This window comes from Actinacidiphila paucisporea (assembly GCF_900142575.1).
GTDB lineage: Bacteria > Actinomycetota > Actinomycetes > Streptomycetales > Streptomycetaceae > Actinacidiphila > Actinacidiphila paucisporea.
In genome coordinates this window covers 191761-205441 of record NZ_FRBI01000009.1, presented here as the reverse complement: position 1 = coordinate 205441, position 13681 = coordinate 191761, and the positions used below count along the sequence as shown (strand labels likewise).

9 protein-coding genes are annotated in these 13681 nt (G+C 73.8%); 2 read left to right on the top strand and 7 right to left on the bottom strand.

The genetic code is table 11. The features are described 5' to 3' along the window. Nucleotides 1-25 precede the first annotated feature (25 nt). A complete protein-coding gene (locus tag BUE44_RS16215) occupies nt 26-256 on the bottom strand; it encodes a hypothetical protein (protein WP_073498807.1) in 231 nt (76 codons plus the stop codon). A 261-nt stretch (nt 257-517) separates the two neighbouring features. Here BUE44_RS16215 and BUE44_RS16210 point away from each other — a divergent pair, with 261 nt between their 5' ends. Continuing rightward, complete coding sequence (locus tag BUE44_RS16210) at nt 518-1399, top strand: alpha/beta fold hydrolase (protein ID WP_073498805.1); 882 nt, start codon at nt 518-520, stop codon at nt 1397-1399. Nucleotides 1400-1403: 4 nt separating this feature from the next. Here BUE44_RS16210 and BUE44_RS16205 read toward each other — a convergent pair whose 3' ends face one another. The 5 genes from BUE44_RS16205 to BUE44_RS16185 form a co-directional block, all read right to left on the bottom strand. Next, complete coding sequence (locus tag BUE44_RS16205) at nt 1404-1859, bottom strand: hypothetical protein (protein WP_143172514.1); 456 nt, start codon at nt 1857-1859, stop codon at nt 1404-1406. Next, nucleotides 1856-2392, bottom strand: coding sequence for an RNA polymerase sigma factor (locus tag BUE44_RS16200; protein ID WP_073498801.1), 537 nt, complete (start codon nt 2390-2392; stop codon nt 1856-1858). The genes BUE44_RS16205 and BUE44_RS16200 overlap by 4 nt, the downstream gene beginning before the upstream one ends. Before the next feature lie 136 nt (nt 2393-2528). Next, on the bottom strand, nt 2529-3806 hold the full coding sequence (locus tag BUE44_RS16195) for a protein kinase domain-containing protein (protein ID WP_073498799.1): 1278 nt from the start codon (nt 3804-3806) through the stop codon (nt 2529-2531). Between the two features lies 1 nt (nt 3807). Next, nucleotides 3808-7302 (bottom strand): WD40 repeat domain-containing serine/threonine protein kinase, encoded by a 3495-nt coding sequence (locus tag BUE44_RS16190; RefSeq protein ID WP_073498797.1) that lies wholly within the window; start codon nt 7300-7302, stop codon nt 3808-3810. Between the two features lie 13 nt (nt 7303-7315). Continuing rightward, nucleotides 7316-7963, bottom strand: coding sequence for a DUF7019 family protein (locus BUE44_RS16185; RefSeq protein WP_073498795.1), 648 nt, complete (start codon nt 7961-7963; stop codon nt 7316-7318). 180 nt (nt 7964-8143) lie between these two features. On the opposite strand from BUE44_RS16185, the gene BUE44_RS16180 reads away from it, so the two are divergent. Beyond that, nucleotides 8144-9172, top strand: coding sequence for a helix-turn-helix transcriptional regulator (locus tag BUE44_RS16180; protein WP_073498792.1), 1029 nt, complete (start codon nt 8144-8146; stop codon nt 9170-9172). 104 nt (nt 9173-9276) lie between these two features. Here the strand turns inward: BUE44_RS16180 and BUE44_RS16175 are convergent, their stop codons facing one another. Continuing rightward, a complete protein-coding gene (locus tag BUE44_RS16175; RefSeq protein ID WP_235002187.1) occupies nt 9277-13530 on the bottom strand; it encodes a carboxypeptidase regulatory-like domain-containing protein in 4254 nt (1417 codons plus the stop codon). Nucleotides 13531-13681: the final 151 nt, after the last annotated feature.

The window sequence follows — 13681 nt, the reverse complement described above, 5'->3', positions numbered from 1 at the left end:
ACCCGCCGGCGCTGGGTGGCCGCCCCTACACCCGCGTACGCGCGTACAGGTCCAGGTGCCCGCACGCCGGGCAGTGGAAGGCCTCGATCTGCCAGCGTGGCTTGCCCATGCGCCGCGCCCCGCCGAAGACGCCCCGCTGCAGGGGGCCGGCGATCCAGCGGGCGTAACCGCGCGAACCTTCACCGGAGTCCTCGATGAAGCCGGGTTCCAGCCCGGCACTTCCGCAACTGCTGCACGTGGCAGGGTCTCCCGGCATCCCCGGGATATCTCCCGCTTTACTCTCCATGGCCCGATGATCGCGGACTGCCGGCCGCCCGGCAACCCGCCCGCGCAGGCCCGACCTCGGGTGAACCGTCGACACCGCCGGCAGCACGCCCGTCTCCCCGTGCGACGCCCGCGCCGGCCGCGCCGGCCGCGCCGGCCGCGCCGGCCGCGCCGGCCGCGAGGGAACCTTTGCCGGACCGTGCTCCTCCTGGCGGGGTGAACGCCACTCTCGCATCCGGCCGAAGGGTTCCTCATGACCAACACCGATCGCCCCATGCCACCGTTGGACGGGGTCGTGCACCGGTGGGTGACCGTCCGGGGGGCCCGGCTGCATCTCGCCGAGTCCGGCAGCGGCGAGCCCGTCGTGCTGCTGCACGGCTTCCCACAGCACTGGTACGCGTGGCGGGCCCTCGTCCCGCTGCTCGCCGGCGACCACCGGCTGATCTGCGTCGATCTGCGCGGTTTCGGCTGGTCGGAGCAGACCGGGCGCGGTTACGACACGGACGGGCTCGGCGACGACGTCATAGCGCTCCTGGACGAACTCGGCCTCGACCGGGTGACCCTGGTCGGGCACAACTGGGGCGCCGGGGTGGGATTCCGGCTCTGCCAGCGGGCCCCGGAGCGCTTCCGTGCCTTTCTGGCGCTGAACATGGCGCATCCGTGGACGCGGCACCGTGACGTCCTACCGCATCTGTGGCGGATGTGGTTCACCGCCTTCGTCGAGTACCCGGTGGTCGGACGGCTGGTCCTGCGGCACTGGCCGGCCTTCACGCGGTATCTGCTGCGTCGCGCCGTCGCCGACCGGGCGGTGTGGCGGGAGGCGGATCTCGCGGAGTTCACCGAGGCGGCGCAGGCCTCGGCCCATGCCGGGCAGGCGATGTTCTGGCAGTACGTCGTGCGGGACATCCCGGCGGGCTTCCGGGGCGTCCACCGCCGTCGCCGGCCGGCCGTCCCGACGCTGGTCCTGGGCGGTGCGTTGGACCCGGTGATCCCCCCGGCCCTGCTGCGTGGCGGCGCTCCCGAAGCGGACGGCCTGACCGTGCGGGTGGTGCCGGGTGCGGGGCACCATCTGCACGAGGAGCGGCCGGAGTTGGTGGCCGAGGCCTTGCGGGAGCTCATCGCCGGGGCCGGCTGAGGGGTCAGCGCAGGGCGGCGCGGCGCTCCACCTCGCGGAAGAAGGCACGCGTGCGGCGTCCCCCGAGGAGGCGGCGGTACACGCGCTGCACGGGGCCGAGTGCTGCGGGGCGTGCCGCGCCGCAGACGGCGAGCCGGGTCCCGGGACCGTCCGGTGCGGCGGCCACTCCCATCGTCACCAGACGGGACTGCATGAGGCACCAGCCGGGGCTCAGCCGCACGTCGAACGGCCCGCGCAATCCGAGCACGTCCACGGCCTGCGCTGTTTTGTGCTCGCTGTCGCCGGGCGGAACCCTGAACTCCCGCACGAAGGAGACCAGGTGAGGCAACTCGCCCTCCAGGTCGGCGATGACCGCCCACACCTGGTCGAAAGGCAGACCGAGTGTGGCCTCGGCGTACAAGGGCGCGCGCAGCCCCGCGGCCAATACGCGCAGCCGGGCGACCGGGTCGGGTGCGTTCACCGTGTCCACGCCTTCCGGAAGGAGGAACGGGCTCTGTTGAGGCGGGACTTCACGGTGCCCTCGGGCACGCCGAGCAGTTCGGCCGTCGTACGCTCGTCGAGGCCCTCCAATTCCCGCAGGACCAGAACGGTCCGGTGCTGGACGGGCAGTCGGACGAGCAAGTCCCGCACTTCTGCGCTCAGTTCACCGCCGCCTACGCCGGGCAGCAGGTCCTGCAGCCGGGCGATCTCCTCGGGGGCGGCGGGCGTCTCGCCAGCGGTACGCCGCGCCACCCGGACGGCCTCCCGTACGGTGACCGCGCGCACCCACCCGTAGACCGCCTGCGGGTCCCGCAGCCCGCGCAACCCCCTGAACACCGCGACAAGCGATTCCTGCACGGCGTCCGCGGTGTCGGCCGGGGCGATCGGGGTGCACAGCCGGGTGACGTACGGCGTCACCAGCTTCAGCAGGTCGTCCATGGCGAAGGCGTCCCCGCGCTGCGCGGCCCGTACCAGCGGCGCCGCCACGTCCCAGGGCCGCACGTCCTCGTCCATCGCCCCACACCGTACATGTCTCGGCGGTTCGGCGGCCCGTCCCGCTCCAGCCGTCGGCCGTCGCCCTCCGCCGGTGGGGCGGACGACGCACCGGCACCCGTGACCCGGCTGGCGCGGTGAGGGGTGCGGCGGCCGGTCAGAGTGCCTGACGGATGGCGTGTGCCAGGTCGGCCGCCGTCGTGGGAGCGACGCGGGGCTTGTCGATGAGCGCGGTGTCGATGACCGCGGCGAGCCGGCGCGGAAGTGTGGGGAGCCGGTCCCGTACGGGTACGGGTGGCTCGTGCAGGACGACGTCGACCGCATCGGCTCCGGCGGGGAAGTCGCGCGGCGGCGAACCGGTGAGCATCCAGTACAGGGTGGCGGTCGTGGCCCACAGATCGACCTCGGGACGTGCGTACTTGAAGTCGATGACCTGGCCGCGCGGCATGAAGGCCAGGGTGCCGCCCATGGCGCCGGTGAGGGTGTGGCCCGACAGGCCGGCGCTGTCGAATGCCTTGGACAGGCCGAAGTCGGCGATTTTGACGGTCGCTCGGCTCCCGGAGCCGGTGAGGAGGAGGTTCTGCGGTTTGATGTCGCGGTGCACCAGTCCCCGGTGCACCGCTGAGGTCCCGTCGGCCAGCTGTACGGGCACCTCCGCGGTGTGCGCGTAGTGCAGTCCGCGGAGCGTCTGGAGGGTCACGGCCACTGCCCGGTCGACGCTCAACCTGCCGCCGGCTCGGGCGGCGAGGTCGGCGACGCTGCCCAGACGGCAGTATTCGCAGGTGAAGTAGAAGGTGCTGCCGTGCGCGCCGCCGGCGTGGAAGGCGACGACGTTGGGATGGCGCAGGGCGCGCGTACAGGCGAACTCCCGCAGGAAGCCGTCGCGGGCGGCGGGGTCGACGGCGCCGTGAGCCAGCAGGGTCTTGAGGGCGAGCAGTTCCCCGGTCCGCTCGTCCCGGGCGAGATGGACGACGCCCTGTCCGCCGCGGCCGAGTTCCTGGAGGAGGCGGTAGCCGCGGATCCCGGCGGCGTCCGGTTCCCCGGCCTCAGCCGCGGCCATGAGGGCGTGCGCGGCGTCGACGGGGTCTCGTGCCCCGGTGGACGCGGCCGCGGCTTCCACCGCCCGGACGGAGACCCGCAGCACCGCGCCGCCGACGCCGATCTCGTCACCGTCGGCCAGGTCCCGCCCGGCCGGACCGGGCGCCAGCCGCTCGCCGTTGACGTACGTGCCGTTGCGGCTGCCGAGGTCCCGCACCCGCACCTTGGGTGGATTGACGTCGAGCATGCAGTGGTGCCGTGAGGCTCTCTTCTCCGTTCGGGCCAGCCGGATACCGCATTCGCGAGCCCGGCCGACCAGGCATGTCGTGCGGTCGCCGAAGACATACGGAGCGGCCGCCGGCGCGCCGTGCAGGGTCAGGGTGACGGAGGACGGCATGTCACCACTCGTAGTCCCATTCGAGTTCCAGGCAGCGCACGTAGTCGAGTTCGGCCACCAGCAGCCGGCGGGCGTCGGCGCTGAGGGCGAGGCCGAAGACCTGGCCCCGGTGTCCTTCGAGGACCTGCAGCCGCTGCCCCTGGTCCAGGTCCCACAGGTGCACGTCCTCGTCCGCGAGGCCGGAGAGGGCGAACCGGCCGTCCGAGGTGAGGGCGACGGTGTTGACCAGGCCAGGGTCGGGCATCTCGCGCAGCACGCGGCCCGTCGCCGGGTCGAAGACGACCAGCGTGCCGAACCCGGCGATCACCGCACGCCGGCCGTCCGCGGTGATCCGGAGCGTCGAGATGTTGTACGGGCCCTCCACCGTGTAGATCCGGCGGCCGCTCGCGGCGTCGTAGGCGTGCACGCCGAACTGGCCGTACTCCAGGAGGCTCCGGCCGTCCGGCGCGAAGCGCAGGTGCGCGCCGCCCGGGCGCCCGGTGTGCCGCCACAGGCAACGGCCCGACGCCAGGTCCCAGCCGCAGAGCTCGTCCAGGTCCGTGCGCCGCCGCCGGTCCTCCGCGGCGCCGGCGAAGGCGTTCGACACCCCGTACCGGCGGTCGGGGCTGATCGCGACGGCGCCCACCGGCCCCTGGTGGCCTCGGAAGCCGGAGGACGGATCCGCGTACTGCCGCTGCCGCCGCACGTCCTCGACGTCCCAGAGGCACAGCATTCCGCTGTCCTCGCCGGTCAGCAGCCAGGCGCGGTCATCGGTCAGGGCCACCGCCCGGATGTCGTCACGCTCCAGCATGACGGTCCGGTCGTCCGTCAGATCGAGCAGGGCGGCCTCCAGCTGACCCGGGACGATCGCTGCCGCGCCGTCGCTGGTCATCAGCGGAGCCGCGGCAGCGGTGACCATCGCGGCGATCATGCGGTTCTGCCGGGCGTTGGCGGCGTCGCACAGCAGGAACCGGTCAGGGAACAGCCCGGCGAGGAAGACGCTCGTGTCCCCGATGAAGGCCATCGCCGAGGGGCTGCCGAGACGCCCGGTGAAGTCGAACGTCTGCCAGGCACCGCGCAGTCCCGTGCGCCGCCCGTGCTGCCCGAGCGTGCCCCACGCGTGGAGCAGGTCGGGGTTGCGGGCGTGGCCCGGCACGGCCCGCGCGGTGCGCAGGCAGGCCGCCGACCGCGCGTAGCGGCCTTCTTCGAAGAGCCGCTCGCCCTCGCGCATCGCCGCCCGGAACCGCCCGGCGTGATCGGTCAGTTCGCCGGCGGCCCGGGGCCGGGCGTACGCCCACGGCGCGCGGTAGCGCGGGACCGGCAGGGGCTGCACCCTGATCCGCCCGTCGGCGGCGACCAGCACGGCACGGCTGCCGTCGCCGCTCACCGCGAGGTGGAAGGTGTGCACGGACATGCCGTCGTCGAACGTCCGCAGGCACCGGCCGGTCGACGTCTGCACCGCCCGGAGCGGCGAGCCGCTTCCGACGACGGCCAGCGAGCCGTCAGGCGTCAGCGCGAGCGCCGAGACGTCCGTCACGTCGTGGGGCACCTGCGTGGCGACCCGGCCCGTCATCACCTCCCACAGCACCATCGGCCCCTGCCATATCTGCAGGGCGTACCGCACGCCCGGGGCCACCGCGGCCTTGCGCACGAAGCCGCCCCACGCCGAGCGGTACGGTTCGGACTGCCGCGGCTCGGTGAGAACGGCCCGGCACGCACCCGCACCGGCATCCCACAGGCGGATCGTCGTCTCTCCCAGGCTGCCGGCGGTCGCGGCGATGTCGCCGCCGTCACCCAGCTCCAGCGCGGCCATGCGTTCCGTCCCGCTCGGGACCGGGCCGAGAAGCCCTCCCGTGCCCAGGTGCCAGAACCACAGGGCGCCGTCCGCGTGCGCGGTGGCGCCGACCGACCCGTCGGCGCTGAGCGCGACCATGGTGACGCCCTCGGCGACCGGGCCCGCCGGCAGGGGCAGCCGCTCGCCGCCGGCGAGGTCCCACGCCTCCGGCGGACCCTGCTCGCGGCCGACCAGGCCGATCCGCCCCTGACCGTCCACCGCGACCGCCGTGACGTGCGAGCCCTCGGACGTCAGTTCCCGCAGGCAGCGGCCGCTTCCCACCTCCCACAGCCGGAGAACCCCGTCGTAGTCGCCGGACAGCACCAAGCCCCCGTCGGCCGTCACCCCCACGGCGCTCACGACTCCCTCGTGGCCGGCCAGGACCACCGGGCGAGCCCCCGGATCACGTGCCAGCTCCGCCAGCGCCTCCGCGGTTTCGGCCGGCTCCGGCTCCCCCGGGGCAGCCGGGCGCAGCAGTTCCGCGGCCCGTTCGCGGTCGTCGCGCTCCAGGTGGACCAGACCGATCAGCCGCGCGCCCAGGGCGTCGTCGCCGCCGATCTCGCGGGCGGAGGTCAGTTCGGCGAGGAGTTCCGCGTCGGTCTTCCGCGCGCCGCGCCACCGGTGCAGACCGAAGTTGAAGGTGGCGGTCAGGCTGTGCGGGTCCGCCGTCATGGCCTCCCGCCACCGCTCCTCGGCCTCCTCGGTGCGCCCGAGGTCGAGCAGGGACAGCGCCTGGTTGGAGAGCCCGTCCGCCAGCAGCGCGGCCGCCTCGGGGACCGGCCGCGGGTAGGGGGTGCCGACCACGTCGCCGTACACCTCGCTCATGACGCCGGCGACCTCGTCCAGCCGGGACGGCCGCGCCGGGACGGAGGTCATGAAGCACTGGCGCAGCAGGCCCGCGACGGCCGGCGGCAGGGGCGGCACCCGCGGGTCCTGCGGGCCGCCGGCCAGCAGTCCGTCGAGTGCCTCGGCGGCGGCCTGGCCGTAGTCGGTCGGCCGGCGGCCGGTGAACATCTCCAGCACCGTCAGCGCCCACGACCACACGTCCGTCGCGGGCGTCAGCCTGATGTCCCGGCGCCCGGCAGCGGCGAGCGCCTGCTCCGGTGAGCAGTACGGCCGCGTCCTGCCGCGGAAGGTGACGCCGGGCGCGGGCGTCCCGTCGGCGTCCGGTGTGCGTGCCCCGGCCAGCCCGAAGTCGGTGACCTTGGCGACTCCGTCGGGTTCGAGCATGATGTTGGCGGGTTTGACGTCCTGGTGGACCAGGCCGGTGGCGTGGGCGTGCTGGAGGCCCCATGCCGTCTGGACGGCGACGTCGAGGACGCGCGCGAGGGCGGCCCTGGGCCCGCCGTCGTAGAGCCGGCCGCGGGCCACCGCCTCGGCGAGGTCGCCGCCGTCGACCCACTCGGCGAAAACCCGGGGCACGCCGCCGACGGTGCGGACGTAGGCGCAGTTGACGGTGTGCGGGTGCAGGCCCAGGCCCACCCAGGTGCCCGCCTCGGCCTCGAACCGGCGCCTGCCGCTCTCGGAGGCGACCTGCTCGGGCCGGGGTGTCTTGACCGCGAGGTCCACGTTCCAGCCCAGGTGCCGGACCCGCTGGACCGTCCCCATGCCGCCGCTTCGCACCTCGTCGAGCACTTCGTACAGATCGAGGACCACCTCGCCGGGCTGCCAGACCGCGGACACCGTCGCCGCGCCGTCAGTCGGCGAGGGCGACGTACAGGGGGCTGCCGAGCAGTACCCGCATGCCCGGGCGGGCGTCGAGTTCGGGGTACGGGCTGGGGCCGGTCAGCAGGCGCCGGGCGACGAACTCCACGGTCTGCAGGGGGCCGCGCAGCAGCCGCCCCGCGGTGTGCACCCAGGCCAGGGAGGGCCGGTCGGCGGGCATCTCGACACCGTCGGCCGACAGGGCCGAGGCCAGACCGGCCAGGAGCGTCGGCGCCGATGACGGCGCGAAGTCCTGGGACTGCGGCGCGCTCGGACCGATGGCGTGGCTGCCGGCTCCGCCGAGGCCGAGGATCGTCTGCTCGGTACGGCCGCCGAAGTACACCAGCGCCCCGCCGCTCGCGCTGGGCAGCTTTCCCCACTGCATGGGCAGGGTGCCGCGGAAGTACGGTTCGGGCTCGTCCACCGTTCCCGTCTGCCCGCTCTCGTCCAGGTGCCGCAGGACGCGCTCCAGCTTGGCCGTCCGGTCGGGCGCCGGTGCTTCGACGCTGCGCTTGATGTTGAACAGCCGTAGACCCATGCCGGCTTCGGTGGTGCTCCGTTGTTCGAAGGCGGGGTCGATCTGCGCGAGCAGCATGTCGACCTTGGCGTCGCTGATGTACAGGTAGTACCGCACCGTCACCGCCCGAGGCTATCGCGCCGCGGCCTCAGGGGTCCACAGACACCACGTCCGTCCGCCGGTCCCGGCAGGGCGGCGGAACGCCGATAGGCGGGGATGCGCGCCGCCCACCAGGGACCATGCTGAAAGGTCGCACCTTCAACCAAACGGGCTCCTTGAGCTACCGTTTGGTCGGAGGTGGCCATGCTGGAAGTGCTCGGTCTGGATCAGCCAACCGAAACGCTGTATTTCGTCCTCGTCGACAACCTGCCCCTGCCCATCGAGGAGTTGGCCCGCCGCACCGGCATCGAGCCCGACGCGGTGGCCGCGGCCATGCTCCGTCTGGAGGACGGCGGGCTCGTCTCACGGCTGCCCGGCAGCCCGGCCTGCTACACCGCGCTGCCGCCCGGGCACGCCGTCGAGGTGCTCCTGCTGGCCAGGGAGCGGGACATCCACCGGGTGCGCGCCCTGACCGAGCTTCTGACCGAGCGGCACCGCGACGCGCGCCGGGACCGCGACTCGGCCTCGCTGATCCAGGTCATCAACGGCCGTGACGGCGTCGCCCGTTGCGGACAGCAGCTGTTCAACCGCGCGGAGAAGGAGATCCGCGGCATCGACGCGCCGCCCTACGCCGAGGCCCGCGACGGCGGGCGGGTCAACTCCGCGGCCATGATCGCCAGTCGGGGCGTGCGCAGCCGGTTCATCCATGCCCGCGACAGCCTCAACATCCCCGGCGCGATGGAGCGGGCGGAGGAGGACATCGCGGCAGGCGAGGAGGTGCGTTTCGTGCCGGAGGCGCCGATGAAGCTGATCATCGCCGACGACCAGGCGGCGCTGATCCCGCTGATGGCCACCCCGCAGGTGCTCGACGCCTGCATCCTGGTCCACCCCTCGGCGTTGCTCGACGCGTTGTCCTCGCTGTTCGAGTCGCTGTGGGCGCAGGCGCAGCCGTACATGCCGGGGCGCATCGCGCCGGTCGGCGAGGAGGAGTTCGTCAACGACGAGGAGCGGCGGATCATCTCGATGCTGGCGATGGGCATGCCGGACGAGACCATCGCACGCCAGCTCGGCATCGGTCACCGCACGGTGCAGCGCAGGGTGCAGGCGCTGCTCACCCGGCTCGGCGCCGCCAGCCGGTTCCAGGCGGGGGTGCTCGCCGCCAGCCGCGGCTGGTGGCTTCCTGAACCGCCGAGCGGCGAACCACGCGCCGGCGGGCGGGGACCGGACCGCTGAATCAGGGCCGGTCCCCGCCTGCCGTGGCTTACGTAGTCCGCCGGACGGTCCGGCGGACGTGCGCCGGCGGCCGCACCGCGGTGCGGTGCGGCCGCCGGGCACCGCTAACGGCGCAGCAGGGCGAAGTCCGCTGTCACCGCACCGTCCTTGACGATGCGCACGGTGCGGGTCGCCGGGCGGTAGCCGGTCGCCGCCACGATGACGGTGAGCGGGTTGTTCCTGGCCGGCAGCCACACCGCGTAGCTGCCGTCGCGGCCGGTGGTGAGGGAGAGGTCTCCGTTCTTGGAGTCGACCTCGACCACCGCGCCGGCCAGTGGCGCACTCGTTCCGTCGGCGAGCGGTCCGGTCACCGTGCCGCTCAGCAGGCCCCATCCGGCGGGCGGGACCACCGTCATGGTGACCGGCAGGGAGACCGAGCCGTACGGGGTGTCGCTGTCGACGATCAGAGCGGCCCGGTGGGTGCCCGCGTCCGCCGAGGTCATCGCCGTGGCGTCCAGGGTCAGCCGCACCGTGACCGATCCGCCGCCCTTGACCGTCAGCTTCGACGCCGAGGGGGTGAGCCACGGCACGTCGGCGTGCGGCTGGTCGTGGCCGGGCAGCTTCTGCACCGACGCCTGCGGGACGCTGTAGGCGTTCGACCCGCCGATCACGTACCAGCCCGGCGCGGACTGGGCGTCGAGCACCGGCTCGGCCAGGTTCGGCAGCGCCGACCAGGAGTCCGTGGCCGGATCGTAGGCGTGGGCCTCGTTGGTGAGCGCGCCGGCGCGGGCCTGCACGCCACCGCCCACCAGCAGCCTGCCGCCGGCAGCGGTGCCGGTGGCACCCCACAGGTCGGTGGGTGCGTCGGCGACCCGGTGCCAGGACGTGCCGGCCGGGTCGAGCGCGTAGGTGTGGACGGTGTCCTGCGGGGCCTGGCCGTCGGGCTGGTAGACCCCTCCCGAGCAGTAGACGACCCCGTCGACGGTGCCGCACGCCGGGAAGGAGATCGGCTCCGGGTAGGGCGCACCGGCCGACCAGGTGTCGGTCGCCGGGTCGTAGACCTGTACGTCGTTGAAGCCGCAGTTGGCCTGGACGCAGCCGCCGATGACATACAGCTTGTCGCCGGCCACGGCCGATCCCGAGGCGCCGTAGGCGGTCGGTACGTCGGCGGTCTGGGACCAGGTGTCGGTCGCCGGGTCGTAGACCTCGCTGCCCGGGATCGGGTTGCCCGCCGCGTCACGCCCGCTCGTGACGTACAGCTTGCCGCGGATGAAGCCGTAGGCCGGGGCGAAGCGCTTGGTCGTGGGGGCGGCGAGCGCCTTCCACCCTCCGGTCGCCGCGTCGTAGGAACTGAAGGAGCCGCTCCACACCCCGCCCGGCGACTCGCCGAGTCCGGCGTAGAGCGTGCCGTGGTCCACGGCGGCGACGCCGCCGAAGGAGGCCGCGGGCAGGTCGGCGAGCGGCTGCCACGCCTGGTCGGCCGGCGCGTCGCCGGCCGGCGCGGCCGCGGCGGGCGGGGAGGAAGCCGCCGATGCGGCCTTGAACAGGGAGTCGGGCGTCAGCGCGGAGGGTGTCCTGCGCGCCGCGGGGCCGGCCACGCCCGCCTTGGGCCCGGCCAGGTTCTGCTCACCGAGCGAGAAGGTGGCGGGCGAGCCGCCGGTGTTGCGCACCTTGACATCGACGGTCCTGCTGTCCGCCCAGGCCACGTTCGCGCTCACCGCGGAGACGCTGTATTGCAGTTGCGCGGGGTGCAGCGCGAAGTCGGCCGAGGTGACCGCGCCGGACCGCACGTCTGCCTTGGCGGTGACCGCCGGGTAGCCGAAGCCCGGCAGGCCCGCGGTGAACTGCTGCTTGCCGGTCCGGCTGGAGAACAGCCAGTACAGGCCGTCGGCGACGGCCGGGTCGCCCGGCGACGCCACGCTGCGGCCGGATTCGGACGGGGAGGCGACGCCGCTCACCGTCGCGCCGAGCACGCCGGCACCGGTGTTGGCGTCGGTCACCTGGCCCACGAGCAGCCCGCCGGGCCGGGTGACCAGGGTCGGGGTGCCCACGGCGACGTCGTCGATCTGCCAGATGCCGGTGAGCGAGCCGGTGAAGTGGAAGCGCAACCGCACCGAGGACTTCCCGGCGTACGCGCCCAGCGGCACGTCCTGGTGCGAGGGACCGCCGATGACGTCGGTGTGGTGCCACAGCGTGGTCCACGTGGCACCGCCGTCGGTGCTGGCGTCGACGTCGGCGGTCAGGCCGTCCAGCCGGTAGAGCGAGGGCAGAGCGGTGTCGAACTGCAGCTCGGGCCTGGTCTGGTCGCTGAAGTCGTAGGCGGGACTGATGAGTTCCGTGTCGGCGGGCGCCCAGCCGAGGGCGTAGTCGTCGACCTCGGCGAAGCGGCCGGTCGCGCCGGTCTGGTTGCCCCGGTTCAGCGGGTCGTCGAACTGCCAGCCGCCGGCGGTGGTGTTGTTCTTGACCGTCCAGCCGCCGGGCGCCGCGGCTGCGGCGAAGGGCTCGAGACCGCCGCCGCGGTAGTCCATCCGGTAGCCGGGCGGGAGTGCGCCGGTGGTGTTGACCGGCAGGGCGAGGTCGACGGTGGCCGGGCCGGTGCCCATGGCAACGGTGGCGTCGGCCGGCCGGTAGCCGGGGTAGAGGGAGGTCGCGTGCAGGGTGTAGGTCCGGTTCATCGGGACCCGCACCGAGTAGCGGCCGGTGGCCGGGTCGGTGAACACCGTCCCGGGCACGCCGTCCACGGTGAGCTTCGCGTACAGGCCCCAGCCGTGCTGCCCGCCGTCCTTGACCGTGCCGGAGATCGTCTGCGAGGGCACGGCCACCAGGCCGATGTCCTCGGTGAGCGCCGCGCCGTCGTCGACGCGCACCTGGCCGAGGTCCTTGTCGGCGAACCCGAACGCCGAGACCTTCAACGGGTAGGAGCCCGCCGGGATGTCGAGCTTGTAGCGGCCCTGGGCGTCGGTGGTCGCCCGGAAGTCGCCGAGGCTGACCGTCGCGCCGGGCAGCGCCGCCCCGGTGCCGGCGTCGGTCACGGCGCCGCTGACGGTGCCGTGCGGGCCGGGCTTGAAGGCGGCCGTGCCGACGGGCGTGCCGAGGCCGGTCGGGCCGTCGTAGCCGGGCTGCGCGGCGCAGGTGTACGCGGGCGTGCAGTCCGGCACCGGGCCGTAGCCGCACGAGCCGTCGGAGCAGCTGGCGTCGTCGCCGCGCGTCACGTCGTTGAGCGCGCCCGGCTGCTGGTAGGGGTACGCGGCGGGGTAGGTGCCCTCGACCGGTGTGCCGGCCAGCGCGTACACACCGGCGATGATCGGCGCCGACGCGGAGGTGCCGCCGTAGACGTTCCAGCCGCTGTCGGAGAACGAGTTGTAGACCGCCACACCGGTGGCCGGGTCGGCGACCGCGCTGACGTCGGCGACCGAGCGCCCGGCGCAGTCGACCGCGGACTGGAAGGACGGCTTGGGTTCCACGTCCGAGCAGCCCGAACCGGTGGCGCCCCAGTGCGGTCCGTCGGCGTTGTAGGTCACCCGGTTCCAGACGGACTCGTCCCAGCCGCGGGCGCTGCCGTCGCGGACCAGCGACGTACCGCCCACCGACGTGACGTAGGGCGACGACGCCGGGTAGCTGACGCCGTAGCCGTCGTCACCGGAGCTGAAGACCACCGCGACGCCCGGGTGGTTGAAGTACGCCTCGTCGTAGGCCAGGTTGTCCGTGCTGTCGTCGTACGCGCCCCAGGAGTTGGAGACGTACTTCGCCCCCATGGACACGGCCGTGTTCACAGCGGTGCCGAGGTCGTCGGACGTGGTCGCGTCGGCCTCGACCAGCAGGATGTGGGCCTGCGGCGCGACAGCCGAGACCATGTCCAGGTCCAGCGAGATCTCGGCGGCCCAGCCCTCGTCGGCTGCGGGGTAGGCGGCGCCGCCGTGCTCGTCGACCTTGCGGAAGCAGCCGTTGTCGCCGGTGCAGGCGGGCAGGCCGTACTGCGCGCGGTAGACCGCGAGGTCGGACTCGGCGTTCGGGTTGTCGTAGGCGTCGACGATCGCGATCGTCGCACCGGCCCCGCCGTCGGCCGGCAGGTCGTAGGCCGACCGCAGGTCCGCGGGCGCGTAGCCGTCGGGCGCCAGGCCGGCCCCGGCGGCGTCGCGCCGCACACCGAGCGCGGCGGTGCGGTCGGTGCGCCGGAGGGTGAAGCAGGTGAAGTGGCCGGGTTTGGGCGTGCCGCAGGCCGGTTCTGCGGTCGCCTTCCCGGTGGCGGTGGCCGGCGGTGGTGCGGCGAGTGCCTGTTGCGGCAGCAGGACCGCCAGGACGGCGAGGACGGCAGCGGCAGCGGCGGCTATGCGCCGCAGTGTGCGCGCTCGGCCCGCGGAGAAGCGTGGGGCTGGCAAGGGGACTCCAGACAGTGACGACAGCGGAGGCTCACGGCTGATCGGTGGTTCCTGGGGGGGATGGATGCAGAGCGGCAGGGGCGCGACGGAAGCAGACTGACCAGCACAAAGTTCCAACCAGCGTGATCCGCGGGTCAATGCGGTCCCCTGG

What these genes read in the sequence shown, in the direction of transcription:
- BUE44_RS16200 (WP_073498801.1), bottom strand. Translation starts at nt 2,392, where the DNA reads ATGGACGAGGACGTGCGGCCCTGGGACGTGGCGGCGCCGCTGGTACGG.
- BUE44_RS16180 (WP_073498792.1), top strand. Translation starts at nt 8,144, where the DNA reads ATGCTGGAAGTGCTCGGTCTGGATCAGCCAACCGAAACGCTGTATTTC.
- BUE44_RS16210 (WP_073498805.1), top strand. Translation starts at nt 518, where the DNA reads ATGACCAACACCGATCGCCCCATGCCACCGTTGGACGGGGTCGTGCAC.
- BUE44_RS16195 (WP_073498799.1), bottom strand. Translation starts at nt 3,806, where the DNA reads ATGCCGTCCTCCGTCACCCTGACCCTGCACGGCGCGCCGGCGGCCGCT.
- BUE44_RS16215 (WP_073498807.1), bottom strand. Translation starts at nt 256, where the DNA reads ATGCCGGGAGACCCTGCCACGTGCAGCAGTTGCGGAAGTGCCGGGCTG.